This window comes from Chryseobacterium sp. MMS23-Vi53, from assembly GCF_047651245.1.
Taxonomy (GTDB): Bacteria; Bacteroidota; Bacteroidia; order Flavobacteriales; family Weeksellaceae; genus Chryseobacterium.
Genome location: NZ_CP180265.1, coordinates 3,222,750 through 3,249,700 on the forward strand (window position 1 = coordinate 3,222,750; position 26,951 = coordinate 3,249,700).

Below are 26,951 nucleotides of genomic sequence, written 5' to 3' on the forward strand. Positions count from 1 at the left end.
GAATTTCAAAAACTATTAAAAATAAATGAACCGAAAAACATTTTTAAAAAAATTGCTTCAAATTTCAGCGATTGGAGTGTTCCCAATGTTGTATTCATGGCAGATAGAACCATTCTGGCTCGAGTTTGTAGAAAGAAAGCTTCCTATTATAAATTTACCGAAAGGTTTGGAAGGAAAAGTCTTAATGCAGCTTTCAGATTTACATATAGGAACTCGCTTCGATTGGAATTTTATTATTGATTCTTTTCAAAAAGCTAAAAAATACAATCCTGATTTTGTCGTTTACACAGGCGATTTTGTCAATCACGGAATTGCGCAGGAAAGAGAAGATCTTAAAAAAGTAATGAAACACGCAGTTTTAGGAAATTTGGGCACTTTTGGAATTCTTGGAAATCATGATTATGGAGTCGATTGGAAGGAACTTGATGTAGCCGAAAATATCACTGAAACGTTAGAAAATTTCGGGGTCACAATGTTGAGAAATGAACAGAAAGAAAGTCACGGATTGAATTTAATTGGCTTCGAAGATCTTTGGTCACCAAATTTTGCTCCGAAAAAAGTAATGGAAAATTACGATCCCTCAAAAGCCAATCTCGTTTTGTGTCATAATCCCGATGCGTGCGACAAAGATGTATGGAACAATTATCAAGGTTGGATTCTGAGCGGGCATACTCATGGTGGACAATGTAGAGTTCCCGGCGTAATTACTCCACTTCTTCCGGTGAAAAATAGAAAATATATTTCCGGTGAAATTGATCTTGAAGATGGAAGAATGCTTTATATCAATCGGGCTTTGGGACATTCTTTTCAGGTTCGTTTTATGGTTCGTCCTGAAATTACTGTTTTTACTTTAACACAAGGATAAATCATGAGCGATAAAAACATTTTAAATATTGGAAAATCAACATTTTGGTTTTCATTTATAGGAGGAAGCATTCTGTTTTTTGGTTCATACTTAGGACATGTTGTAGAATTAATCATTTTTAACGGATTGATTTTATGTCTGTTTGCATTATTAAATTTAATTGCATTTTTCTTTTTGATTTTTTACGGACTTTTTCATCAATCAAAATTTTTGATATGTCTTAAATCCACCTTAATACTTCTTATAAATATTCCAGTTTCATTTTCATATGGATCTCTAATTAACGATTAAAATAATAAACTATGAAAAAAATACGTGTTCAATTTTTACTTTTCATGTATGGAAAATCACAAAAACTTTACAGAACTTATTTTAAAAAGAAGAAAAGAAAATGGCAATTCAATGAAAAACAATTATTGAAATTTAACGAAGATTCTTTGGGAAGACAATTAGGCGAATTTTATAAAGTACATAAATTCAGGATGATTCCAAAAATGGAAAATCACGATGTTTATCATTTGATCACAGATTTTGGAACAGGAATGCAGGACGAAATTGCAATGCAGTATCTCCTTTTTGGAAACGGAAAAAGAAGCGCTTATCTTTTAGGTGTATTGCTTTTAGGAACCATCGTTTTTCCTGAATATCTAAAAATGTATATCAAAGCTTTTCGAAAAGGAAGGGAAATGAGAACTTTTTATAATTGGGATTTCGAGGCATTGCTATGGCAGAATTTTGATCATTTAAAAGATTTTGTTCAACAGAATAATACACCGATTTTATATTGATTTTATGAAAAATATAAACTTTAGCTTACAAGGAAAAATCACGTTTTATTTTTCGTTTGCTGCTGGAACATTATTTCTTCTAAGTTTTTTACTTACAAAAAGTGAAACTTTATTAATCATCGGATTTTACTATGTTTTAGTTGCAGCAGTAATCAACACAATTATATTTTTTCATGAATTAATTTTTTTCATATCAAATATTTCCGATAACAAATCCAATGGAAATTCTGCTGTTCTTATTTTGTTGAATCTTCCCATAAGTTTCGTCTATTTTTTGGCTGTTATTAACCGTCTTGGGTTTTAATTTTAAATAAAAAAACATGAAAACACATCATTATATATTTCTCACAACGATCCTATTTGTTATCTTTTTTTACGACCAAAATGTGGGTTTGAATCTTGGAATTATCGGGGTTGTCTATGCTATCCTTACGTTTTTCAGAACACCTCAGAAAAACAGGACAACAACTTTTCTTTTCCTTTTTGGAACGAGTATTCTCTCTAGTATTGCTTTTGCCTGGTACGGGGATATGCCATCATTTTTAGCGATTTCAAGCTCACTTTTGTTGCTGTCTTTTAAATCCAGAAACAGAAGGATGAAAATTCTTTTTCTAATTCCGGTTTTTGCAATTAATTTCGTTACTGCCATTTTCAGATTTTTTAGTTTTGATGATTGGCTTCCAAAACGAAATATTTCCGGATTATGGCAGAAAACTTTCGCTTTTGTTTTGATTCCTTTAATCCTGATTTCGGTTTTCTTTGGAATTTATTCGGCAGGGAGCGATCATTTTGCTAATCTTTTCACCAATATCAAATTTGATATTAATTTTTGGCAACTCTTAGCGATGATCGTTCTCGGATTTTTTATTGCCTTCAATTATTGGAATTATGCGATTGATAGATTCATTTACAAGAAAAATCATTTTTTAAATAACGAGTTTCAGGAGAAAGATAAAATCCAGAAATCGACGTATTCGTTTTTGGATTTGCATGCGGAAAGAATGAGCGGTGTAATTTCTTTCTTTGCATTGAATATTTTGTTGATATTTTTCATTATTACCTATAATTATGAACAATTTTATGAAGCCACAAAAACGCCGACTCAGCTTTCTGAGGAAACGCACGAACGGGTAAATGCTGTAATTGTGTCGATTTTAATGGCCATTTTGGTGATCATGTTTTATTTTAAATCTAATTTCAATTTTGATCCTAAAGCTGGTTTAATGAAAATTTTAGTTAAAATCTGGATTTTTATGAATGCTGTACTTGTTATTTCTGCAATGATAAAAAATACAGAATACATTATCAATTATGGCTATACGTACAAAAGATTGGGTGTTTATGCATTCCTGATTCTTGCATTCATCGGACTGATTATGACTTTCATTAAAATTCAGCTGAAAAAAAGAAATGTTTTCCTTTTCAACACTATGGCTTGGTATGTTTACGGAACGATCCTGATTTGCAGCTACATCAATTGGGGCGGAATTATCACTTCCGAAAACATGAAACGCAAAGATTTTGCTATAAATTATCATAAAACAGGAATCAATTTTAGTGAAAAGCAATTAGTAAAATATGCCGAAGAAAAGAACGATCAAAAATTAAAAGCAGAAATTTTAAATTTAGAAAGAGTGAAGTTTCAGAAAGATGAGAAGTTCCTTTCCAAAGTTCTTTACTATCAAAGTATAAAGTAAATATTTCAAACTATGCAAAAAAATAACTTTAAAGTAAAAACAAAAATCTAATATTATTTTAAGTTTGAAAAAGAAGCAATGGAACAATTTTAGCTTCAAAGTATATTTATCAATTTAAAATAACTGTTATGAAAAAATCCTTATTGTTATTAATCCCACTTATCATTGTTGCATGTAAAAAAGAACCTAGTGTTTCGGAAACATCTGATAAAGATTCGATGGTGGTTTCAGAACAGTCCACCTCTGCAGAGAAGATCGATTCTGCTGCTTTGAGAAAGAAGGATTCGATTGTTAATAATGCTCCGGTAACCAAAGAAGTTTTACGAACTGGTGTAATGAGAAATGTGAAAGACGGACAAATTATCCGAACAATAGATGCAGAGCAATTTCCATTGACTTTGGGAGAGGAATTTACAAAAGATGGACAAGAATTAATTTTAAAAATAACAGATTTTGAAAAACCGAATCTGAAAGCAAAAATTTCTACCAAAGAAAAAGATTTCAACATTAGATTCAATCAGATAAAATTACCAAATGGTGATTACGACGGACCTTTCGGAAGAGAAATTACTTACGAGGTGAAGGATAAAGGTGAAGTTTGGCTTATTATCGGAAAGAGTAATATGGCTTCCGGAAATACAAAAGGAAGCTTTACAGTGAGTATTGAATAATTTTAATCAATTTGGTATAATTTCTGCAAACTAATCTTTAAAATTTATCATTATGAAAAATATATTTTTGACAGCGGCAGTGGCTTCGGTTGCTTTAGTAAGTTGTGGAACAGTGCAGTCGTTGGTTCAGAATACATTTCCTTATACAGCCAATGTGTTAGTTTCCACGGGTGTTCCTGCAGATAAAGAGGTTTCATCTACAGCTACGGCTTCCAATGTGCAGACGTGGTTTGGAGGAAACAATGATGCGAAAATTAAAGATGTAAGAATTTCAGATGCGAAAGTTTCGGTAGTTTCTCCTTCCGGCGGAAATTTGAGCGCTTTTAAATCCATCAAAGTTTATATTTCATCAAGCGGAACGAGTGAAAAACTGGTGGCTTCAAGATCAAATATTTCCACAGATGCTTCCAGTCTAAATCTTGATTTAGAAAATTCAGGATTTTTGGATGAAGTGGTAAAAAGTACAGGAGTTACGGTAAGAACGGTTTACGAACTAAAAAATCAAACAAGTTCTGACATGAATCTTAGAATTGCTCTAAATTTCAATAGTGTACCTGCAAATTAATTTTTATAAAAGTTTATTATAACAAAACGTCTTTCAAAAAATTTTGAAAGACGTTTTTATTTTTAATTGAAATTTCAAAATTTATTTAAAATCAACCAATTCAACATCGAAAATAAGTGTTGCTCCCGGAGGAATTACACCACCTGCTCCGTTGTCTCCGTATGCCAAATCAGACGGAATGTAGAATCTGTATTTTGCACCCTTTGTCATCAACTGGATACCTTCTGTCCAACCTTTGATAACGCCGGAAAGATTCAGCTCAATCGGTTGTCCGCCGCGATTGTCTGTGGTATCGAAAACAGTTCCGTCCATCAGTTTTCCTGTATACGTTACATTGGCTGTGCTCGATGCGGTTGGTTTTGCTTTTCCGTCTCCAGGCTTCAAAACTTCGTACTGTAAACCACTTGCTGTTGTTGTAATTTTCTTATTTAATTTATTTTTAGCAAGAAACTCCGCGCCTTTTTTCTTGTTTTCTTCCGCTTTTACTTTCTCTTCGGCTTGTCTTTTTTCACTTTGCTTCTGCATGAAACCTTGTAAAAAAGTACCCATTTCTTCTTTCGGGAATAATCTTGTCTTATCTGAAAACTCATCTTTAATCGCCTGTGCCAAAAGATCTGCATCTACTGCAAATCCTTGTTTTTTCATATTTTGGGCGATATCAAGACCGATATAATAAGATGCTTTCTGATCGTCTGTGTATGTTTTCTGAGCATAAGAAATATTAATTCCTGCAAGTAGAACGAGAGTAACTAAAGTTTTTTTCATTTTTGATATAAATTATATTCTGTTTGTAAAGTTAGGCTTTTGTAACGGAATCCATTACAATCGTAACGGGGCCATCGTTGATTAGTGAGACTTTCATGTCTGCTCCGAAAATTCCGCTTTCGGTTTTTAATCCTGATTTTGAAATTTGTTCTTTAAAATAATCAAAAAGAGGGATGGCTTTATCAGGTTTTGCCGCTTTAATGAAAGATGGTCGGTTTCCTTTTTTGTAATCTGCAATTAAAGTAAACTGACTGATACATAAAATTTCTCCTGAAATATCGAGAATTGATAAATTCAGTTTCCCTTCATCATCTCCAAAAACTCGTAAGTTTAAAATTTTCTGAACAAGCCAATCTGCATCAGATTTTTCGTCATTTTCATCAATTCCTACCAAAAGCATGAATCCTTTTCCGATTTCTCCTACAATTTTTTCGTCTATTTTTACACTGGATTCGGAGACTCTTTGTACTACGACTTTCATTTTTTAATAATAAATATTTAAATTTTTGCTTGCTGCATCATAATTATAAAGATAAGTTTTCGGAGGAACATTTGCTACAGCAGTTGGCTGTCCTGTTAATAAAATCCATTGTGCGTTATCTTTTGGGCAAATTATACTTGTTCCATTTTTTACTTCTAATGTTGTGTTGCTGTCTGGGCAAATGTGAGGAGCATTTCTATCATAAGCTTTAAATGCGGCAGGACTGTCATTAGTTCTCACAATAATTAATCCTCTTGTATTGGATTGTTGCTCATTGATGTAAACCCAACCTCCAACTTGGTTCAAAGTGTTGTAGGCTGGAAGGTTCAAATTTATGGTTACGTTGATCGGGTTACTTGGAAAACAGCTTACGGTGTCTTCTCTGCTTCCGCAAGAATTTAAAGTTAAATTATTGAAAATCAATAAAATGATTATAGATAGGATTGAAAAAGTTTTTTTCATTTCAATTTAAATTTTTATATATTTGTAAAAATTAAACGATTACAACACGAAAACATTGTCCGGCAAATGTCGGATTATTTTTTTATACTAAAACTAAATTTTGAAAATTATGGCAAGCTATGTTACAAAGGAGGGGCTAGAGAAAATGAAAGCTGAGCTGGAGCAGTTAGAAACTGTAGAAAGACCTAAAATTACCCAGCAAATCGCAGAAGCAAGAGACAAAGGAGATTTGTCTGAAAATGCAGAATATGATGCGGCTAAAGAGGCTCAGGGTATGCTTGAAATGAGAATTTCTAAGCTGAAGGATGTTATTTCTACTTCTAAAATTATAGATGAAAGCCAATTAGATACTTCAAAAGTTTCAATCCTTACAACGGTGAAGCTTAAAAACAATGCGACAAAGCAAGAGCAGGTATTTACTTTAGTTCCTGATAATGAGAGCGATCTTAAAACCGGAAAAATTTCTGTAAACACACCAATTGCAAAAGGATTGCTTGGAAAAGTTGTAGGTGAAACTGCAGATATTACATTGCCAAACGGAAACAAATTGTCTTTCGAAGTATTGGATATTACTTTATAAGTAAAAAATTTAATATTAAATTTTAAGCTAATTTCTAACTTCTAAAATCTAATCTCTATAAAAATGAGTACAATATTCACAAAGATCATCAACGGCGAGATCCCTTCCTATAAAATTGCCGAAGATGAAAATTTTATTGCTTTTCTGGATGCGATGCCTTTAGTGAAAGGACACACGCTGGTTGTTCCCAAAAAAGAAGTAGATCTTATCTTTGATCTCGACAGCGAAGAATACAAAAATCTTTGGGGATTTGCTCAGCAAGTAGCTAAGAAAGTAAAAAATGCAATTCCTTGCGTAAGAGTGGGAGTGGCGGTTGTAGGATTAGAAGTTCCTCATGCGCATATTCATTTAATTCCTTTAAATAATGTGGAAGATATGAATTTCAAAAATCAGAGATTGAAATTATCAAACGAAGAGTATACTGAGATTCAGAACTCTATTATTAATTCTTAAAAATAACAGAAACTCGTAAAACTTAACTTTTACGAGTTTCTTTAATCATATACCTTATATATATTATATAGAAAAATGAATTCAAACCAATGTTCATTCTGTGGAAGAAAAAGAAATGAAGTACAGATGCTGATTTCTGGTCAGAACGGCTTTATTTGCGAAAACTGTATCGAGCAGGCTCATGCTATTGTAAAAGATACAGCTTCAAAATCTGAACATTCTTCACCCGCAGAAAATATAGATGAGCTTAAAAAACCAAAAGAAATCAAGGAATTTCTTAATCAATATGTTATAGGACAGGATCAGGCTAAGAAACAATTGTCGATCGCGGTTTATAATCATTATAAAAGACTGCTTCATGCTCAGGACGAAAATAGAGAAGTTGAGCTGGAGAAATCAAACATCATCATGATCGGTGAAACAGGAACGGGAAAAACTTTACTGGCAAAAACAATTGCAAGAGAATTGAATGTTCCATTCTGTATCGTAGATGCAACGATCTTAACAGAAGCAGGTTATGTAGGAGAAGATGTTGAAAGTATTTTATCAAGACTTTTAATGGTTGCAGATTATGATGTAGAAAAAGCAGAAAAGGGAATTGTATTTATTGATGAAATTGATAAAATTGCAAGAAAATCTGATAATCCAAGTATCACAAGAGACGTTTCGGGAGAAGGTGTTCAGCAGGGTTTATTGAAATTGTTGGAAGGAAGTATTGTAAATGTACCGCCACAAGGAGGAAGAAAACATCCCGACCAAAAATATATTCAGGTAAATACACAAAATATATTGTTCATTGCAGGTGGTGCTTTCGATGGAATAAAAGAAATCATCGAAAGAAGAATGAACAAGCAAGCGATTGGTTTCAGCTCCGAAAAAATTAACAAAGTAGATGAAGATGAGTATGTATTAACAAATATTAATGCAATTGATCTTCGTAGTTTCGGATTAATTCCCGAACTTTTAGGAAGATTTCCAATCATCACTTACCTCGATAAACTCTCAAAAGAAACGATGGTAAGAATTATGAAAGAACCAAAAAACTCGATTGTGAATCAATTTGTGGAGCTTTTTAAAATGGATGGCACAAATTTGGTATTTACGGATGGAGCAATTGAAAAAATTGTAGAGGAAACTATAGAAAAAGGTTTGGGAGCCAGAGGACTTCGAGGAACCACTGAAAAAGTGCTTGAAGACTACATGTTTTCTATAGGTGAAGAAAAAGAAATAGTATTAACTGAAGATAATATTTTTGTTAATAAATAAAATATTTTTGTTTTTTCGCAAAAAAAACATACCTTTGCACTTGAGATATTGTATTAATATACAAGTGATTGTACTTTGATGCAGAAAATTTGTATTAACACACAAATAATTATATACAATGAGAAAAAGTTTATTTGCTATTGGTTTGTTAGCAGCTATAGGTTCTGTTCAGGCGCAGAATGTTCTAGTACATGTAGATGATGCTGCTACTACGTATGTAAGCAAGGGTACACTATTCTATAGTGGAGGAGGCTTACAGACAAAGGCTACAGGGGTAGTTGAAAATCACGGAAACTTCATGGTTTCAGGTTCAGCAACAGATTCATTCAAAACAATTGATGCTTCTAATGTTGATAAAACAGAAACTAACGGTGGGGCTAACTTCGTTAACAGATTAAATGAGCCGGGAGCATATGCTTCTGTAAATCCTACTGATGCGTCAACCCCTGCGGTTTACACTTACGGTCAGTTATTCATTTCGGGTATTCCTCAAACAAACATTACTGGGATCGTAGATCAGGAATTTAGAGCTGTGAGCCATGGTACTTATCAGCAGATTGGTTTGCCTTTCTTTGACAAGACAGCTTCCACATTGAGTGCTGAATTAGGGAAAACATTCTCCAATACAAGATACTCACAAAATGAGATTCTAGCATATAATAATGCTAATGTTGTTTCTATGAATGTTCCTCTTACAACTAAGTTAGGAGTAGCTAATCCAGGAACGACTTACTACATGTTAGGTGGTTCTGGTCTTAATCTTACGACTACAAAAACAGTAAAAGGACGTCCTGTAACAGATGCGGCAGCAACTAGTGTAGTTACATTACAAGGTGCCGGAGCTTCTGTAAATTTTGGAACAAACGGAAACTCTACAAATCAGTATAGTGAGAAATATAATACCTATGTTCAAGATGGTTTCGAAACTACACCATGGCAAGGTAATTATGGTAAAAACTGGTATCAGTTCTCTAATCCATATTTAACTAATCTAGATCTTTCTCAAATTGCAACTAATGAAGCAAGTGGAGATGGAATTAATCTAACCACAATTCAGGGTGTAAGATTAGAAGTTTCTGGTGTTTCTACTACTCAAACTGGAGGTACAGGATCTGCAGGTTATAAGTTTATAACATTCCCATCTGGAGTTCCTACTGGAGATGTTGCTTATTCTATGATTAGACCTATGGGTACTTTTGCAATTAAATTACTTAATAATACAGCGGCAGACCAATTGAATTTTGCAAATCTTAGAAGATTCAACTATTATAATAGAGCGGCAGGTACCCCTTACAATGTTGCAGCAAATAAAAATGCAGCAAAAATAGGTACTGTAAAGCAATTAGGGGTTATTGGTCTTGACAGTAATGGAAATGAAGTTGCAAGAACTTATTATGTTGTTTATCCAAACGGAACAACTGGACATTCAGATACTCAGGCTAAAACACAGGTTAAGTCAACTTCTTCAGACATTCTTGGAACATATGAAGAGGCTCTTAATGGTGGATATGATTACAACTATACAAACCAGTATTGGTTGTACATCAACGAGGCTAACGAAAGTAATTTCAAAGGAAAAAATATCAAATTGGTAAACTATGATTTAAATAAAATTAAATCTTATAAATTTGAAATTAGAGAAAATGCTGAGTTAGTAAGTGCTGGAACTCATGCGTTATCCTCTGGAACAGGTTTCTACTATAAAGCTCCAAACGGAACTTTACAAGAAGCTAAACAGGGTAGTGTAGTTCCTGCAAGCAATGCAGAATATGATCTATATTATGGAGAACCTAGCAATGTTGTACTGGCTGTAGAAGCTCCTTCTACTACGCCTTCTAGAACAGTTGTAGTTTATAATCCTGAGATTACAAATTATATTGTTAGATTCGATCCAAAATGGAAGAAAGCAGATATTGAAGTTTATGATATGAGTGGTAAACTGGTTATTTCTAAAAAAGCAGTTAATACTTCTACAGATTTTGTAATTGAATTAGATAATAAAATTAAAAATTCTTACGTAGTAAAAATTGTTTCTGATAAAGGAGAGACTGTTAACACCAAAATCTTAAAATAAAATATATGAAAACTATAAATAAACTAGTATCAGCTCTTTTTCTTTTTGCGATAGCATTTGTAAATGCACAACCTGGAGGTAATCCGCCTGGAGATGGTGGTGGAACCGTAGGCCCAGGAGCGCCACCGACATCACCGATTGATATGTATGTATATGCATTAGGTATCATTGCAGTAATGTTCATTGCATTTTTTACAAAGAAATATTCGAGCAAAAAAGCATAAAAATTTATTAAAATAATATTAAACTCTCTGATTTACTCAGAGAGTTTTTTTATTTTTACATTATGAAAAAGATTTACATAACATCAGCATTATTAGCTGCATTTTCATTACAGGCTCAGTTCACTGTTACTATTCAGGCTCCTGCAGACTTCAAAGATCAAGACGCAATTCTATATACTTTAAACGGTTCAAAAGATATTATTGTATCAAAAGAACAAAGTAAAAACAATACCTGGGCGTTCAAGTATCCAAGCAATTATATGGGAATGATGAAAGTGTATTTCCCAAGTTCTAACAATACATTCAATTTTATTTCTGAAAATAAAAATGTAAGTGTAAAGCTGGAAACTCAGACTAATAAAATTAAAGATATTGTTTATATAGACGAAGCAAACAATATTATGAGTAAACTTCAGGAAGGATCTCAAAAAAAGGAGTTGATCTTACCTGCATTGTCCCAAATTAAAGAATACTATAAAGACAACACAGAATTCGGAAAAGCTTTAAGAACTGAAATTAGCAGACTTTCTGGAGGATCTGAAAATCTGGATCAAGCTCAGCATCCATTTATTTATTACTACAATACAAATTACAATAAATATTTATCAAACGATCCGAATAAAAAAATAAGTCAAGACGAAATCATTAATTTTATTGATAAATCTAATGATATGTTGGAAACTTCTTCTTTATTAAGACCACTTTTGGTTAATTATCTTAATACCGGAGGAAATACCAATGTCGCTGCTTCTGTAGATAAGCTTTTAGATAGATTAAAAGTAGAAACTCCTCGTGGACAAACTGTTTTATCTGAATTAATCGATATTTTCGACGTTTACGATATGGATGAATATAAGGATAAATATCTTACCCTTGCTAAGAATTTAAAGTGTACGATTACAGATAGACTAGCTTCAACCATGAAATCTAATGCGAACGTGGAAATGGGAGCTGCTTTCCCTAATTATAAATTCCAGTCGCCTGTAAATACTACTGCAAAATCCCTTTATGATATAAAGGCGGATAAGAAGGTTGTTATCTTCTGGTCGTCTACTTGTTCGCATTGTGAGAGTGAACTTCCACAACTTTTAGCAAAATACAACGATTTAAAGGCTAAAAATATTCAGGTTGTTGGTTTATCATTGGATGTTGACAAAGATTCTTACACAAAAAAAATCTCTGCATTTCCATGGGTAAATGATTCGGAATTGAGAGGATGGAACAGTACCTACGTAGATACTTACAATGTTCATGCAACTCCGACGTATTTTATTTTAGATGCTAACAATAAGATAATCAACAAACCAGACCATGTTGGTGATGTTTTAGAATATTTTAAGTTAAAATAAATTTGGTAGTAGCAAATATTTTACTATATTTGCACCACCAAAACGGCGAGGTAGCTCAGTTGGTTAGAGCGCAGGATTCATAACCCTGAGGTCACGGGTTCAATTCCCGTCTTCGCTACGATAGCGAAAAAAAACCGAAACATTTGTTTCGGTTTTTTTATTTTATATTTTGAAGATATTTAAGCTTGATAACCCAACAATTTTCTAATCTGATAGAAAAATCTTTCGATAAGTCTTAGATCCTGCGTTACGATTTCTGCATTTCCTTTAAGTTCTTTATCAAAAACAAGATTTTTATTATAACTTGTTTTTAAACCTTTCGGAAGAACAACATCAACATAATAATTTCCATCTTTATCCGGGGAAAGAGAAATATTCTGAACTTTTCCTTCCACAATACCGTATTCCTGATAGCGGTAATTGTCCAATTTAATTAAAACTTTTTCACCCGATATGATCTTACCTGAATTAGCCGCCGGTACAGACATTCTGCCTACCAATTTCTCTTTGTTTTTAGGAAGAATAGATAATATAGCATCACCAGCTTTTACAAACTGATTTTCGCCAAAAAACTGCTGAAAACTCGCAACACCTTCCGTATTGGAAATAATCAGGTAAGTTTGTTCCCATTGTTTTAATGATTTTCTTAATTGTTCAAACAATTGAAGCGTCTGAGATGAGTAGGTGATCTTATCTTTTTCAGTGTTAATCGCCGTTCCGCTTTTGGTTTTATTTAAATTTGAAATACCTTCTTCCATTTGCGAAAGAGAAATATTGATGTTTTCTAAATTTTGTTGAGCCTGTAAAAATTTTATTTTTTCATTCTCCAATTCAACCGATGCAATAACTCCTTGATTAAACAATTCCTGAGAACGTTGATAGTTTTTCTTTGTAAGCTCATATTTTGCCTGTTCAAGGCTCTTTTGCTGCTTTGTTGTAGCAATTCTAAGTCTATATTCAGAAAGGCTCTGATTGGCCGCTAAATTTTCGGGAGCGTAAGGCTGCAGACGCGTAAATAAAGCTTCATCCTGAAATGCTTTCGCGAAATTATTATAATCTCCCTGCAATTCACCCAATTTAAAATGTGAAACCTGAGCAAGTGGAAAAGATTGTAATTCATTCGGAGCAATTGAATCAACTAATGTTTTTAGCTCCAAAACATCTTTATAATTTGCAGATGACTGCATCACCATCAAAACCTGATCTTTTTTAACCTGTTGATGATCTCTAATGAATATTTTTTCAATTTTAGAATTGGCTCTTGCCTCCAGTTTTTCCGGTGGATTCTGAGAAGTTACCACAATTGGAGCCGGGATAAATTCAGGATATCTTATAATGTAACTCATTACCATAATGAGTATCAGAATTAAAAATATAATTGTATTTCCCCAACGAATCATCCAATGTGGAGGTTGGGTAAGAATATCCTGAACGCTTTCGGAACGCAGTTCTATATTATCTAAAATGTCTTTTTCCATAATTTAAATATAAAAATTCCCCCTTAAAGGGGAATAGTTTTTATCCTAAAGGACAATTTCCATCCCAATCAGAGGGTGGGTTTGTATCTGAATCTGGTGGACATGCAATGTGGTGGACTTTGCAAGGAATATAAGATCCATTACACCAAGAACCGCAACAATCGATTGGATTTATAACAGCTCCTCCTTGTACAGATTTTAATTTTTGTCTTGTTAATTTCTTTAAATTTTTCATAGTAAATAAATTGTATTAGTTTTCCTACTCTATAAGCTTTTCGGATTCCGCTATTTTATGATTTTAATTAATTTCCAAGTTCTAATTGATTTTTTACCAATCTGTAATATTCACCTTTTAAGGCAACCAATTCAGCATGATTTCCTTCTTCCACCACTTTTCCTTTATCTAACACGATAATTTTATCGGCGTGTTTTACGGTTGAAAGTCTATGTGCGATAACAACGGCAGTTTTACCCTTGAAAAACTGCTCAAGGTTTTCCATGATGACTTTTTCGTTGTTGGCATCAAGGGCAGAAGTTGCTTCATCAAAAAGAATATAATCCGGAGATTTGTAAACAGCTCTCGCGATGAACAATCTTTGCTTTTGTCCACCACTTACGCCAAGTCCTTCATTTCCGATTTTTGTGTTGTAACTTAAGGGAAGTTCTTCGATAAAATCTTTGATATTGGCAATTTCAACTGCTCTTCTTAATTTTTGTTTGTCGACATGATCTTCTCCAACAGCAATATTGTTGGCAATAGTGTCATTAAAAACATAACCTTCCTGCATCACAACTCCACAATGATCTCTCCAGTATCTTGGAGAAATATTTTTAAGTTTTGTATTTCCTAGGCGAATTTCACCTTCGTTGGGTTCATAAAACTTCATTAATAATTTTAATAAAGTGGTTTTACCACTTCCACTGGCTCCAACGATGGCCGTGGTTTTTTGGTAAGGGATTGTTAAATTTAAATTTTCAAAAACAAAAGCATCCGAACCGATATATCTAAACGAAAGGTTTTCTATCTCCACATCTTTTTCTGGAAGTTCGTGCGTGTAATGTTCGTCTTTATTTTCTTCATCATCTTTATCATGAATTTCACCTAATCTTTCTAAAGAAATTTTAGCATCCTGAAACTGTTTAATAAAATCAATTAATTGCAACAAAGGGCTGTTTAATTGCCCGATGATGTATTGAACGGAAAGCATCATCCCCAACGTTAAATTTCCATCCAAAACCAATTTTGCGGAAAGAAAGCTTACTAGAATATCTTTCATTTGGTTGATAAAATTCCCTCCGACGGATTGCCACTGTTCCAGAGAAAGCGATTTTATTCTGATCTTAAATAATTTAACCTGCAAAAATTCCCAGTCCCAGCGCTTTTGCTTTTCGGCATTGTGCATTTTTATTTCCTGCATTCCGTTAATTAATTCAATTACTTTACTTTGCTCTTGGGAAACCTGCGAAAATCTTTTATAGTCGAGCTCTTTTCTTTTTTTAAGGAAAAAACTGATCCATCCTATATAAGCAACAGCTCCGACAAGGTAAACGATAAATAATCTGTAATCGTAGAATAATAAAACGATACTGAAGATGATTAAATTAACTAATGAAAACAGCGTATTGAGAGAAGAACTCGTTAAAAGTTGCTCGATCCTGTGATGGTCGTTGATTCTCTGCATGATATCTCCCGTCATTCTCGTATCAAAGAAACTGATCGGAAGTTTCATTAATTTGATAAAGAAATCTGAGATAATAGAAATATTTATTCTTGCCGAAAGATGCAATAAAATCCAACTTCGAATCATTTCGATTCCCATTCTTCCGAAGAAAAGCATGACCTGAGCCAATAAAACAAGATAAATAAAATTTAAATCCTGATTCTGAATTCCTACATCGACGATACTTTGAGTAAGAAAAGGGAAAATTAATGATAGTAAACTTCCCGCCAAAAGTCCGATGGCTAGCTGAATGACTAATGATTTGTATTTCAGTAAATATTTTGATAAGAATGTGAAACTGGCTTTACTTTCTTCATTATCGAATTCTGTTTGAAAAAATGCTGGTGTTGTTTCCAGAATTAAAGCAATTCCTTCTTCTGTTTTTTCAGTAGCATTTTCTCCAATCCAAAGTTTTATAAATTCTTCTTTATTGTAAGTAATTAATCCATATCCGGGATCGGAGATGTATATTTTATTGTTTTTATCAATTTTATAAACAACGACAAAGTGATTTTTGTTCCAGTGAACAACGCAAGGTAACGGAACTTCTTCCGCAAGTGTCTGGAAATCGACTTGTACACCTAATGAACGAAAACCCAAATCTTCGGCAGCATCACTTAAGCCAAGCAAACTGCTTCCTTCTCTGGTAGTCTCTGAAAGGTTACGAATTTGTTGTAAAGAAATGCTCTTTCCGTAATGTTTACTTACGATACGAAGGCAGGTTGGACCGCAGTCTTTGGAATCTGGTTGGCGATAGAAAGGAAAAGATTTCAATGATTGATGTTTTTATTTATAAGCAAGTTGCCGCCATTTTGGCGACAACTTTTTTTATCTTTTAAAAGTTTTAGACTTTAAAAGTAACAATATTTATTGCAAACTTGTTCGCACCCAATTAAAACTGTATCTGGATTTGATGAATTTGGATCAGCTTGGCAAGCAGCCATTGTTGTATAGCAAGCAGTTGCTGATTCCTGTTTTTTTATACATTCGATAGAAATCCCACCTTTTATATTTTTAAGATTTCCACGTGTAAGTTTTTTAAGATTTTTCATGGATTAATTTATTTCGATTAAAATATTAATAACAATATCTGTTGCAATAACGAATACAAAGTCCTCCTGAATCTGGATCATTAACACAATCTGTTTGCGAAATATAGCATTTGATAGATGCTGCCTGTCCCTCTGCACATTCTTTGGTAATTCCTCCTTGTACTGTTTTTAAATTTTCTCTTGAAATTTTTTTAAGATTTTTCATAGTATTTAATTGTATTAGTTTTCCTACTCTGTTATAGCTTTTCGGATTCCGCTTTAAATTTTTCCTAAATTAGTGAATTTTGTTTAATTTTTTTAATTGTTAATTAAATTTCATCATCTTCTATTAATTCATCGATGAAATAATAGATATCTTCACGATCATACATATCCGGAAACTGGCGACCGTTGATTAAAATAATAGGTGTGAAATTAAGATTAGCTTCTCTATTAGCTGTTGCCATAGTAATAAGAGGATTCAAATCTTCATTGTTTGAAGAAGTTCCTGCTATTTTCCTGATTTTCTCTTCATCCCTAGTTTCGAACCAGTTTTCTACAAGATGTAAAAAATCTTTTTGAGATTTGTTCTTATATACATGCATGAAATCTGAAATCAAATTGGTGAATTTGTCATTGCCATTATCCGAATAATTAAATCTCATCTGAGCCGAAATATCATGTGGATATTTTTCCAAAAGGGTTTCAACAATTTTATGACCGTCTTTACAGAAGCCACAATATGGATTGGAAATGATTGAAATATGTAATCTCGCCTCTTTATTTCCCACGAAAAAAGTTTCTGTATCGGCAAATTCAACTTGATCTTTTTCTAATAAATTTCTTTTGAAAAGTTCGTAGTTTCTTTTAAATCTTAAATTTTTCGCATTAGATTTCTGTAAACTTTCTTTTTCCTGAAGTGTATTATTTAGATATAAAACTGAGGAAAAAGCTGCGATCCATAAAATAATACTCAGTAAAGCTGTTTTAATATCAAAATAAATATTTTCAAAAAAGAAAACTCCAATTAACAGTTGAGCCACCAAAACAGAAATGATTAAAAGACAAACTCTACAGAAAGTTTTTTCTGCAAATCCCTGAATATATAATGAATAACCGATGGCAATAATCGATGCGAATATGAATCCTTTAATGACAAAAGAGGTCGCGGGCAAAAATAAACCAAGAACTGTAATTCCGATGAAATAAATCAATGAGAAATCAGAAAATTTTAAACCTAAAATGCTAGTTTTATCCTGAGTGATAATTTTATTGCAAGAATTTATAGCTTGTTTTCCGGCTGTATCGCCACAAATGCTTCCGATTACAGTAGATGTATTTCCAAATTTTTGATTGAAAATCTCTAAGGAAATGTAAACTCCAGCTAATGAAAGAATATTAAAAATAGCTTCATACCAAGCATGATTAAGAAGAGTGTAAAGAACAATTACTGCAAAAACAGCGTAAATTAAAGATTTATAATTGGTGATTGTTTTACTTTCTACTTTATCTTTTTCAAAAAGCAAAACAAAATCTGTAGATTTATTGTGAAGTTCTTCTTTATTTAACGTTTTTGTTTTATCTGAATATATTGAATATTGAGTCCCCGATTTCTTCACCAACGAAAAAGAATTATCAACAATGGCAATGAATTCTTCAGGAAGCTCGTCCCAGTATTCTTTATCCAATTCATAGGCATCATTTCGTACGCCCATAAAGTTTAAAGTATCGCTGAAAGCTAATGCTGAAGGGTAATTCGGGTGGGAGTTGAACTGGAAAAGAAACTCCTGCTTGTCAAGTTTTAGGTAGTTTATGAGTTTGTCCAATAGCATATTAATTTTTTTAACTAAAATACGGAGATGTTTGAAAAAAACAAATGTTTTTTTCAAATTTAGGTGATTTATATTTTTATGTTTATTTGTACAGAAAAATATGTGATTATTTTGTGCCTATTAATTTGATTAAATCTTTTTCAGAAGATAATCCAACCGAAGAATTCAGAATTTTCATATTACTATCAACCAAAACAGTGTAGGGAATAGCTCCATTTAGTTTGAAAAGTATTTGTAAACTTTCGTACGATGAATCTTTTTCATTGCTAATCATTTGTTTCCAGTTCATTTGTTCTTCTTTCAAAGCTTTTTGCCAAGCATTTTTGTCCGAATCGATTGAAATAGAAACAAATTCAACAGAACTATCTTTACTGTATAACTTTTTCAATAATGGAATTTCTTCTCGGCATGGTCCACACCAGCTTGCCCAAAAAACAATAAGATGCTTTTTATATTTCGGATCTAAAATTTGAGATTTTATTCCTTTATCATTTTCAAGTTGAGGAATCGAAATATTTTTTTCATTAAATCTCTTCTGATTATAAGCTGACAGTTTTTTATAAGAATCACTTTGGATAATTTCGCCTTTGAAAAGTTTTAGAAATTCATCAACTTGTTGTGGAGAAAAGCTGTTTTTATTATCATTGATTTGATATAACAAATGATAAGAATATGGATATTTATTAATCTTTTCTTTTACAGTTTGAATCATTTTACCATCTATGTTATCAAATAAATCACCATCTATATTGTAAAATGCTTCGGTTTGCTTACCTGTTTTCAAAGGAGGACCTGTTACTGGTTTTCTGTCCGGAGGAAATTGAATACCAACTAAAGTGTCATATTTCAAATTTCCATTTATTGTAATAGTTGGGTCGGATAAAAAAGCCTCTGTTGCCCAACCTGCAACACCTTTATATTTTGCATTTGTGGTAAAGGAAAAAAATCTCAATATTCCTTTTTTATCGATATGATTTATCTTAATATATGTAGGTTCTTTTTCATTCCATTTATGGGTTATAGTAAAAACCCCCTTTATAGTTTTAGCACTATCAATCCTACCGCCCTCAAGATTAGCAAGATACATAGTCCCATCTGGTAAATTGGGGATATTGCCCTTTATAACTGTTTGCTTTTCATCATTATTACACGAAATGGTGAGAATACATATAACAACAAAAAATATATTTTTCATTTTACATAAAATAAATAATAAACTGTCAAAAATTGACAGTTTATCGGTTTGTTTAGATTGATGAGTAATGTTAATCATTACAATGGGAAACACCTCCATTTGATGATAGTGCCACATTTCCTAAACTTGTTGAGCAATATTTTGGGCCACTGGTTGCAATTGCAACTAATTCTCCAAATTCATTTCCCACATTATAGCTTACTACTGAAGCACATGTACCATAATGAGTTGAATAGGTTCCGTTACCATTGTTAACTACTATTGCACAGGCTTTTCCCCCATTCACATTTCTTAGTTCTTCTCTCGAAAGTTTTTTCAAATTTTTCATCGTTTGATTTTTTAAATTTAACAATAATTTTTCGTCATATAATCCCTGACATGAGTTTTTCTAATCAGTTATCCAATCTATATCTGCGCATATATAAATTGAATATATAAAAAGCGTTATCAATATTGAATTTTCAAAACTATGAAAAACAGTCTTTTATGAACTAGAAAAGCTTTGCGATTTTTTTGCGATTTTCATATAAATTTTGCACAAAATTTGCATACATTTGCATCAAACGCAACACATGATGATACAAGAAAAATTAAAAAATCTCAGAACCCAAAAAGGTATGTCTCAGGAAAAAATGGCAAAAATATTATCTACTGATACTTCGAACTATTCCCGTAAAGAAAATGGAATAACAAAAATTCGTGATGAGGAATGGGAAAAACTTGCGAAAGCTCTGGAGGTTTCTGTAGAAGACATTAAAGATGAAGCCGGTTTGGGAATTGTGCATAATGAAAATCCAACATTCAATGATAATGCTGGAAATTATAACCATTATCATAACATACCTAACTCAATAATTGAAAATCTGCAGGATTATATCAAACTTTTAAAAGAAGAAAATGAATCTTTGAAAAAAGAAAATACATATTTAAAATCTCAATTGAAATAAATCTTATTAATTTGAAAATAGTAAGCATCTAAATTTTAGATGCTTTTTTTGTAGTTTTATTCCAATGAAAAAAAATCTGCTCCTATATTTCCTCCTCATTTTCAATTTTATCTTTTCCCAAAAGATAGAATCGGAAAACATTACTATTAAAGACAGTATTCAGATTCAGACGAAAGATCATGCGACACTTTCTCTTATTATAGTTTTAAACAAAAATAAAGAACCACAAAATACAATTCTTGTCAATACCATTTATCCTGATCCGAAAAATATTAATCTAGTTAAGAATTTTGTTGAAAATAATTATGTGGGTGTCATTTTATATCCAAGAGGGAAATACCTGAGTGAAAATAATATCGAACCATTCGAACACGAAGCAGAAGATATTAACGAAGTCATTGATTGGATCATTCAACAATCCTGGAGTAACGGAAAAGTGGGAATGATTGGCGGAAGTTATCTTGGTTTCAGTCAATGGGCGGCTGCGAAAAATCTTCATCCGGCTTTGAAAACAATTGTTCCACAAGCTGCAACAGGAGTTGGAATTGCAGGCTTGCCCTTTAATAACGGTGTTTTTATGAATTATTCTCTTCAATGGCTGGAGTATGTGACAGGCAACAAAACGACTGATTCCAAAAGTTTTAACGATCAAAAAAAATGGAATTCCATATTCAAAAGATGGTATGAAAGTGGGAAATCGTATCGGAAACTAGATTCAATAAGTGGAAAACCTAATACAATTTTTCAACGTTGGCTAAATCATCCGAGTTACGATGATTACTGGAAAAAAATGATACCTTATAAAGAAGAGTTTTCAAAAATAAATATTCCCATTTTATCCACAACTGGGTACTATGATGTGGATCGTTATGGTGCGTTGTATTATTTTAATGAACATCATAAATATTATAAGAAGGCAGAACATTATCTGATTATTGGTCCTTACGATCATTGGGGAAGTCAGGGTTTTATCAAAAATGAATTGAGAGGATATAAAATTGATCCCGTAGCATCCATCGATTTTAATAAAATCTGGATCGAGTGGTTTGACTATATTTTTAAAAATAAACCAAAACCTGCTTTTTTAAGGAATAAAATTAATTATCAGATAATGGGAACGAATCAATGGAAAAGTGCTGAATCGATGGATGTTTTTAATGAGGCTAAAACAAAATTTTATTTTGAAAATAATGATGGAAAATTAAGTTTATCACCGTTTAAAAATAGAAAAGAAAATTTTTCAACTTTATCTATTGATTACAAAGAAAGGAATGATGCAGAAGAAGTCTTTAATTTAAAATACAATATTCTTGATCAATTTATTTACACTAAAAATAATTTACTTTTTGAAACAAAAACTTTCGACAAACCTTTCGAACTTTCTGGAAATATTTCTGGAAATCTGAATATTTCAATTAATAAAAAAGATGTCGATCTGTATTTTAATTTATATGAGAAAACGCAAGATGGTCATTACTTTCTTTTGTATAGTTATGTTTCAAGAGCTAGTTTTGCGAAAAATAAGGAAAAGAGAAATCTTCTAATGCCTGGAAAAATTGAAACAATTCCAATTATTGCTAATGATTTTACAAGTAAAAAAATTGATAAAGGGAGTAAATTGGTTTTAATGATTGGGGTTGTAAAAAATCCTTATTGGCAAATTAATTATGGATCGGGAAAGGAAGTAAGTGAAGAAACGATTTCTGATGCCAAAGATCCTTTGAAAATTAAATTGTATAACAGCAGTTATGTTGAAATTCCAATTTTGCAAAAAGAATAAATTTTTCTAATTTCTTTAAAGGTTTAAATTTAATATTAATTTAATATTTGAACATTTTTGTCTTTTAAATAATCGTTTGAAAAATGCATTATCTAGATTTTTTTTAATTGAAATTTATTATTTTGTTATTAATCTAAAGGTTTTATAATAATTCAATGAATTTTGATGTGAACTCAAAAAAACATAAAAACTCTTAAAGTTTTCATAAAGTTTTAAAAAAAGGGTAAAATACTTTTGTATTTATAAAATATGTCGTACTTTTACATCGCCTTGAATGAGGGAACAAGTCAAGGTAATAAATTTTTTTTCATCATTTGTGTTTTTAGAATCGTATCGCCTGATACGATTCTTTTGTTTTTTGTACCTTCTCATAATTTAGTAAAAGGTCGATGAAATATGAGTAAGTTACAGATCCTTCCTGTTGATTACTCTTCAAAAACAAGTTGTTGGTGAATCCAAAAAAGTCATCCAGCCAGCCTTGATGTTTTAAAACAAAATTCTTTTCATAAGCTCTGTCTCTTTTCATTTCAATTGAATAATTTTTCAAGGCTTTTTTTACGAATTCCTGATCTTCTTCAACAATGAAATTCAATAAACTTTTTAATGTAAAATACTCTGTACTGTAACGCAGGTCTAGATTTTTAGAATTAATTCCAATTAAATATCCTACAAAATTTGCTTCCTGTTCTCTCGCAAAGCCAAGTTGATGCGAACTCTCATGCGCGGAGGTAAAAGGAACGTAGGTATTCGGTAATTGAGAATTGTATTGAGACTCGGCTGTGAAAGGATTGTAATATCCTAAAATGCCGGTAAAGTTCATTACATTTTTAAAGATGCTTGGCTTAAAAGAATTAATATGTGTAGCATTTTTATCCGAAATATATTTGGGAAGTTTTGATTGTTGAGAAAGAATTTCCTGTTGAACAGATTTTAAATCTTTAATAACGAAAATACCATTCTTATCTTCATGTACCAATTTTCTTGTTTCCTTACATTTCTCCAGATATTGTAAAGCTAAAATTTTTGCTTTCTCAACAGTTGGTTCATCCTGACTCGACAATTTTTTAATAATTGGGGTTTGGAAATAAAGCATTCCCCAAAATATCTGATATGCGAAATAAAAGATATTAATAATGATTAAAATTGAGAGTAGAGAAGTGCTTCTGCTTCTCTTTTTAAAAGTTTTAATGATAAAATATAAAAGGAAAATTCCCAACAAAATATAAATAACATCTCCAAACGAAAACGGAATCCAAGAGAAAATAATCTGATGAACTTTTTTCTGAATTTCAAAAAAACTTTCAAAAAAAGAAATCACTATTCGGAATTTCGAGAAGACATAAAACAAAAGAAATTGGGCAAGTAATAAACTCGCCCAAAATCTTTTCTTATATATTATTTTTGTATTAATGACCACTGCCTTTTGAGATTTTATCTAAATCAATTCCTTGAGATTTCAAAATTCCACTCACGCGGATTGCATAGAACGCAAGATACGCAAAACAGATTACACCTACGATATAACTTATGTGGATTGTTGTAAGGTCAGCAACATATCCTTGAATTAAACTTACAATTCCACCCCCCATAATCATCATGATCAGAAGTCCGGAACCTTGGTTTGTATGTTTTCCAAGACCGTTGATGGCTAATGCGAAAATACAAGGCCAAAGTGTAGAGCAGAACAAACCAACACTTGTGAAAGCGTAAACGGAAACCATTCCTTTTGTAAACATACCGATTAATAAAGCTGCGATACCTGCCACCGAGAAAATAAGAAGCATTCTTGCCGGATTTCCTTTACTCATGATGTCACAAACGATCATTACGATGATGATGAGTCCATATACATAGAAAGGTTTCAAATCATGGTTTGCAATTGCATTTACCAATAAGAATACTGCAAAAGCCAAATATGGAGCTAAGAATCTTAAAATCTTTTTAAATCCTGCGCTGAAATCAAAAGCGTCTACCGCACCTGTCCAACGGCCGATCATCATCGATGCCCAATATAATGAAATGTAGGGCGCTACATCTTTTGTCTCAAATCCTAAATCTTTTTCCATATAAGCAGGAAGGTTACTTGCTGTAGAAACTTCCACACCTACGTATACGAAGATCGCGATCATACCCATAATCAACTGTGGATAATGGAAAGCCGATTTTCTATGTTCTCCCGGAGTAGCATCTTCCGTATTTTCAAGATTGGTAGGAGTTACAGACGGTAATGAAGAAAATTTCAGCATTATAGCTACCAGAACAAAAGCAGCTCCTAAAACTAAATAAGGAACTTTTACACTTTCAACACTTACATCAGCATTTGCCGCTGCCGCAGAACCGAAGATCGCGAAAGAAACGATAAGCGGTCCGATGGTCGTACCAAAATTGTTGATTCCTCCCGCCATTGTCAAACGCTGAGAACCTGTTTCTGCAGGACCCACTTCAATTGCTAATGGATTGGCAACAATCTGCTGTAATGAGAATCCTAAACCTACGATAAACAAACCGGAGATCATTAATGGGAACGATCCCATATTGGCTGCCGGATAAAACAATAATGTTCCCGCCGCAGAAATAAGAAGACCTACAATTAAACCATTTTTGTACCCGATTTTATTGATTAAATCCTGTTTCAATCCTTTTGAAACCGCCATGTAGATTAAAGATCCGACGGTATATGCAACGTAGAAACAGATCTGTACGAGCATACTTTCGGTTTGGGTAAGATTAAAAGCCTTCTTGAAAACCGGGATCAGGATGTCGTTACTTGCCGCCACAAATCCCCAGAAGAAAAATACAGTAACTAATGGAATGAATTGGCCCCAGTTAGTTTGTTTAGAATAATTTGACATATTTGTTAAAAATTTCGTAATAACAAATATATATTATTTCTTTTAATTATGATGTTTCACCAATGTTTTTTTTATTTCATCAAAAGCCTTTATTTTAAGGTCTTTAGGAGAATCGGAAGGGGCTAAAATTCCGTTAAAATAAACTTTTGCTTTACCTGGATAACCTTGTGTGCTATCAAACGGGAAAATTTCCTTTAATCCGATAAAAGTATAGATTACAATTGGCGAATTGTGTTTCGAAGAAAGAGTGAATGCCCCATCTTTAAATTCATCTAAAATAATAGAAGTATCATCTGGAACTCCGCCTTCTGGGAAAATCACGATGCTGTTTCCCTCCTCCATTTTTTCGGCACATCTTCGGTAAACATCGGCACGGCTTCTTGCGCTTCCACGATCGACCATTACACAAATCCTTTTATATATGGTACCAAAAATCGGGATTTTTACCAGTTCTTTTTTTCCAACGAAACAAATCGGGTGATGTTTAGACAAAATGCACATCAGCATAATATCCATAATCGAAGTATGGTTGGAAATAAAAACGTATTGCTGATTCTTATCGAGTTGTTGAGAAGAGAGCTTTGTAAGTTCGTACCTCAGACCCATTCCGTAAAATATACAGTAGCTCCACCATCTTACAAATCGGTAAGCGTATTTATAATGTTTTTTATTAAATGATAAAATATATACCGGAATCCCAAACAGAATGGTAAAAACAAATGCCAATACCAAAAGCCAGAATCTCCAGAGACGATTTAAAATTTTTGTCACAGCTTATCCGTTAAAAATTACTTTTTTCTTTACAGAATAATTAAGAATCGAAACCAGCAAAATTGCAGCAATCTTACTTATAATTTCGGGACTTAAGGTATAAATAATTAAATCAATATTATCTTTAAATATATAGCTGTAGAAAACCTGGAAGAATCCAAGACTCATTAAAGTTGAAATAAAAGAGACTACCATAAAATAAGCAAACTCTTTTCTCTTGGAATGTTTTCCTCTTTCGAAAACGAACCAGATGCTCAGGAAATAATTGGTGATAATTCCGCAGCTTGTCGAGAAAATATTACTCAAAGGATAGTGAATTCCATGGAAGTTGGTTTCTCGCGGAAAGAAGTGTGGAAGGGAAGTACTGAAAACTTTGAAGCTTCCAATTTCTACAACGGCACTAAGACCTCCTGCGATTATGAAAAACAAAACCTGTTTCTGGCGTAGTATTAAATCTCTCATCCAATTAATATGATATGCAAATTTATAACTATATGTTAAACAGTTAAAAAAAGATGTTAAATATTTTTTTAGATTCAAAATAATTTCTAAATTTAAATTTCAGAATGATGTAAATATAACCTGATAATAAATTCATTTTCAACTATTTGTGTTGATGGTTTTTTCTATCTTGTAATGCGGTCTTTGAGCGCATACGACCAAACAATTTTTACCACATTATAATAATATTTGTATGAAAAGTCAAAACAAATACAGAAAATTCCAGCTTCAGCAAAAAAATATTGAAGCTCTTGAGAGAGAGAATACTCGCTTTAAACGGGTATATTCTGAATACGAAAATATGTCCAATGAACTTTGGAATCTAGAAAACTCCAATGACGAACCCGTACCGGATGATTTTATTAATGCAATGATTCTTCAGACATCATATCTGGAAGACGAAATCGAAGATTGGCTGATACAGTTCAACGATCAGAAAGCAGAAATAAAACATTAGTTATGAATCTAACCATGGAAGTATAAAAGAGAGCTAAACGTATGATTAGTTCTCTTTTTTGTTGGGTAATTATTATTGTAATTGTCATTGCGATAATCCTTGTTAAGATTCAAAACCTTGACAAGGATCTAAAATAACCGCACACT

Annotated in this window: 29 protein-coding genes and 1 tRNA gene; 15 read left to right on the top strand and 15 right to left on the bottom strand. The window is 32.4% G+C overall.

All coding sequences use genetic code 11. The annotated features are described in order from the left end of the window. Nucleotides 1-25 precede the first annotated feature (25 nt). The 5 genes from ACKX2A_RS14440 to ACKX2A_RS14460 all read left to right on the top strand — a co-directional run bounded on the left by ACKX2A_RS14440 (nt 26) and on the right by ACKX2A_RS14460 (nt 4,586). Entirely contained in the window at nt 26-865 is an 840-nt protein-coding gene (locus ACKX2A_RS14440) for a metallophosphoesterase (RefSeq protein ID WP_415325451.1), read from the top strand. A gap of 302 nt (nt 866-1,167) precedes the next feature. After that, nucleotides 1,168-1,653 (top strand): Coq4 family protein, encoded by a 486-nt coding sequence (locus tag ACKX2A_RS14445; protein ID WP_415325452.1) that lies wholly within the window; start codon nt 1,168-1,170, stop codon nt 1,651-1,653. Between the two features lie 320 nt (nt 1,654-1,973). Continuing rightward, a complete protein-coding gene (locus ACKX2A_RS14450) occupies nt 1,974-3,350 on the top strand; it encodes a DUF4153 domain-containing protein (protein ID WP_415325453.1) in 1,377 nt (458 codons plus the stop codon). A gap of 128 nt (nt 3,351-3,478) precedes the next feature. Beyond that, nucleotides 3,479-4,021, top strand: coding sequence for a hypothetical protein (locus ACKX2A_RS14455; RefSeq protein ID WP_415325454.1), 543 nt, complete (start codon nt 3,479-3,481; stop codon nt 4,019-4,021). Between the two features lie 52 nt (nt 4,022-4,073). Continuing rightward, nucleotides 4,074-4,586 (top strand): hypothetical protein, encoded by a 513-nt coding sequence (locus tag ACKX2A_RS14460; protein WP_415325455.1) that lies wholly within the window; start codon nt 4,074-4,076, stop codon nt 4,584-4,586. 81 nt (nt 4,587-4,667) lie between these two features. Here ACKX2A_RS14460 and ACKX2A_RS14465 read toward each other — a convergent pair whose 3' ends face one another. Genes ACKX2A_RS14465 through ACKX2A_RS14475 form a run of 3 tightly spaced genes read right to left on the bottom strand, consistent with a single transcriptional unit; the run spans nt 4,668 to nt 6,294 of the window. Beyond that, nucleotides 4,668-5,351, bottom strand: a complete 684-nt coding sequence (locus tag ACKX2A_RS14465; RefSeq protein ID WP_415325456.1) for an FKBP-type peptidyl-prolyl cis-trans isomerase — start codon at nt 5,349-5,351, stop codon at nt 4,668-4,670. 31 nt (nt 5,352-5,382) lie between these two features. Next, nucleotides 5,383-5,832, bottom strand: coding sequence for a D-aminoacyl-tRNA deacylase (dtd, locus tag ACKX2A_RS14470; RefSeq protein ID WP_415325457.1), 450 nt, complete (start codon nt 5,830-5,832; stop codon nt 5,383-5,385). 3 nt (nt 5,833-5,835) lie between these two features. Beyond that, nucleotides 5,836-6,294: a hypothetical protein gene (locus ACKX2A_RS14475; protein WP_415325458.1), complete on the bottom strand. Its 459-nt coding sequence runs from the start codon at nt 6,292-6,294 to the stop codon at nt 5,836-5,838. A 109-nt stretch (nt 6,295-6,403) separates the two neighbouring features. Here ACKX2A_RS14475 and greA point away from each other — a divergent pair, with 109 nt between their 5' ends. The 7 genes from greA (at nt 6,404) to ACKX2A_RS14510 (ending at nt 12,358) form a co-directional block, all read left to right on the top strand. Next, nucleotides 6,404-6,874 carry a transcription elongation factor GreA gene (gene greA, locus ACKX2A_RS14480; protein WP_415325459.1) on the top strand — a complete coding sequence of 157 codons (471 nt, stop codon included), beginning with the start codon at nt 6,404-6,406 and terminating at the stop codon, nt 6,872-6,874. A gap of 63 nt (nt 6,875-6,937) precedes the next feature. Then, the gene (locus tag ACKX2A_RS14485) at nt 6,938-7,327 is read left to right on the top strand and encodes an HIT family protein (RefSeq protein WP_415325460.1); all 390 of its coding nucleotides are present in this window, start codon (nt 6,938-6,940) and stop codon (nt 7,325-7,327) included. A gap of 75 nt (nt 7,328-7,402) precedes the next feature. Next, nucleotides 7,403-8,593, top strand: coding sequence for an ATP-dependent Clp protease ATP-binding subunit ClpX (gene clpX, locus ACKX2A_RS14490; RefSeq protein WP_415325461.1), 1,191 nt, complete (start codon nt 7,403-7,405; stop codon nt 8,591-8,593). Nucleotides 8,594-8,711: 118 nt separating this feature from the next. After that, on the top strand, nt 8,712-10,667 hold the full coding sequence (locus ACKX2A_RS14495) for a T9SS type A sorting domain-containing protein (protein WP_415325462.1): 1,956 nt from the start codon (nt 8,712-8,714) through the stop codon (nt 10,665-10,667). Between the two features lie 5 nt (nt 10,668-10,672). Then, a complete protein-coding gene (locus ACKX2A_RS14500) occupies nt 10,673-10,891 on the top strand; it encodes a signal peptidase (RefSeq protein ID WP_415325463.1) in 219 nt (72 codons plus the stop codon). A 62-nt stretch (nt 10,892-10,953) separates the two neighbouring features. Continuing rightward, nucleotides 10,954-12,240 carry a TlpA family protein disulfide reductase gene (locus tag ACKX2A_RS14505; RefSeq protein ID WP_415325464.1) on the top strand — a complete coding sequence of 429 codons (1,287 nt, stop codon included), beginning with the start codon at nt 10,954-10,956 and terminating at the stop codon, nt 12,238-12,240. A 44-nt stretch (nt 12,241-12,284) separates the two neighbouring features. After that, a tRNA-Met gene (locus ACKX2A_RS14510) sits at nt 12,285-12,358 on the top strand. Nucleotides 12,359-12,419: 61 nt separating this feature from the next. Here the strand turns inward: ACKX2A_RS14510 and ACKX2A_RS14515 are convergent. The 8 genes from ACKX2A_RS14515 to ACKX2A_RS14550 form a co-directional block, all read right to left on the bottom strand. After that, nucleotides 12,420-13,718, bottom strand: a complete 1,299-nt coding sequence (locus ACKX2A_RS14515; RefSeq protein ID WP_415325465.1) for an HlyD family secretion protein — start codon at nt 13,716-13,718, stop codon at nt 12,420-12,422. A 40-nt stretch (nt 13,719-13,758) separates the two neighbouring features. After that, complete coding sequence (locus ACKX2A_RS14520; RefSeq protein WP_415325466.1) at nt 13,759-13,953, bottom strand: bacteriocin-like protein; 195 nt, start codon at nt 13,951-13,953, stop codon at nt 13,759-13,761. Between the two features lie 67 nt (nt 13,954-14,020). Beyond that, nucleotides 14,021-16,213 (bottom strand): peptidase domain-containing ABC transporter, encoded by a 2,193-nt coding sequence (locus tag ACKX2A_RS14525; protein ID WP_415325467.1) that lies wholly within the window; start codon nt 16,211-16,213, stop codon nt 14,021-14,023. A gap of 77 nt (nt 16,214-16,290) precedes the next feature. Continuing rightward, a complete protein-coding gene (locus ACKX2A_RS14530) occupies nt 16,291-16,491 on the bottom strand; it encodes a bacteriocin-like protein (RefSeq protein WP_415325468.1) in 201 nt (66 codons plus the stop codon). 25 nt (nt 16,492-16,516) lie between these two features. Beyond that, nucleotides 16,517-16,696, bottom strand: coding sequence for a bacteriocin-like protein (locus ACKX2A_RS14535; protein WP_415325469.1), 180 nt, complete (start codon nt 16,694-16,696; stop codon nt 16,517-16,519). Nucleotides 16,697-16,799: 103 nt separating this feature from the next. Beyond that, nucleotides 16,800-18,302 (bottom strand): thioredoxin domain-containing protein, encoded by a 1,503-nt coding sequence (locus ACKX2A_RS14540; protein ID WP_415325470.1) that lies wholly within the window; start codon nt 18,300-18,302, stop codon nt 16,800-16,802. Between the two features lie 106 nt (nt 18,303-18,408). Continuing rightward, nucleotides 18,409-19,497: a thioredoxin-like domain-containing protein gene (locus tag ACKX2A_RS14545; RefSeq protein ID WP_415325471.1), complete on the bottom strand. Its 1,089-nt coding sequence runs from the start codon at nt 19,495-19,497 to the stop codon at nt 18,409-18,411. Between the two features lie 70 nt (nt 19,498-19,567). Continuing rightward, nucleotides 19,568-19,825, bottom strand: a complete 258-nt coding sequence (locus ACKX2A_RS14550) for a bacteriocin-like protein (protein ID WP_415325472.1) — start codon at nt 19,823-19,825, stop codon at nt 19,568-19,570. A gap of 244 nt (nt 19,826-20,069) precedes the next feature. On the opposite strand from ACKX2A_RS14550, the gene ACKX2A_RS14555 reads away from it, so the two are divergent. After that, entirely contained in the window at nt 20,070-20,444 is a 375-nt protein-coding gene (locus ACKX2A_RS14555; RefSeq protein ID WP_415325473.1) for a helix-turn-helix transcriptional regulator, read from the top strand. Between the two features lie 64 nt (nt 20,445-20,508). Beyond that, nucleotides 20,509-22,224 (top strand): CocE/NonD family hydrolase, encoded by a 1,716-nt coding sequence (locus tag ACKX2A_RS14560; protein WP_415325474.1) that lies wholly within the window; start codon nt 20,509-20,511, stop codon nt 22,222-22,224. 322 nt (nt 22,225-22,546) lie between these two features. Here ACKX2A_RS14560 and ACKX2A_RS14565 read toward each other — a convergent pair whose 3' ends face one another. From ACKX2A_RS14565 to ACKX2A_RS14580, 4 genes are all read right to left on the bottom strand, one after another. Then, nucleotides 22,547-23,542 carry a DUF3810 domain-containing protein gene (locus ACKX2A_RS14565; RefSeq protein ID WP_415325475.1) on the bottom strand — a complete coding sequence of 332 codons (996 nt, stop codon included), beginning with the start codon at nt 23,540-23,542 and terminating at the stop codon, nt 22,547-22,549. 88 nt (nt 23,543-23,630) lie between these two features. Next, nucleotides 23,631-25,076 carry a sugar MFS transporter gene (locus ACKX2A_RS14570; RefSeq protein ID WP_415325476.1) on the bottom strand — a complete coding sequence of 482 codons (1,446 nt, stop codon included), beginning with the start codon at nt 25,074-25,076 and terminating at the stop codon, nt 23,631-23,633. Nucleotides 25,077-25,118: 42 nt separating this feature from the next. Next, nucleotides 25,119-25,847 (bottom strand): lysophospholipid acyltransferase family protein, encoded by a 729-nt coding sequence (locus tag ACKX2A_RS14575; RefSeq protein ID WP_415325477.1) that lies wholly within the window; start codon nt 25,845-25,847, stop codon nt 25,119-25,121. A 3-nt stretch (nt 25,848-25,850) separates the two neighbouring features. Continuing rightward, nucleotides 25,851-26,309, bottom strand: a complete 459-nt coding sequence (locus tag ACKX2A_RS14580) for a GtrA family protein (RefSeq protein ID WP_415325478.1) — start codon at nt 26,307-26,309, stop codon at nt 25,851-25,853. Between the two features lie 232 nt (nt 26,310-26,541). On the opposite strand from ACKX2A_RS14580, the gene ACKX2A_RS14585 reads away from it, so the two are divergent. Further along, a complete protein-coding gene (locus ACKX2A_RS14585; protein WP_415325479.1) occupies nt 26,542-26,805 on the top strand; it encodes a hypothetical protein in 264 nt (87 codons plus the stop codon). Nucleotides 26,806-26,951: the final 146 nt, after the last annotated feature.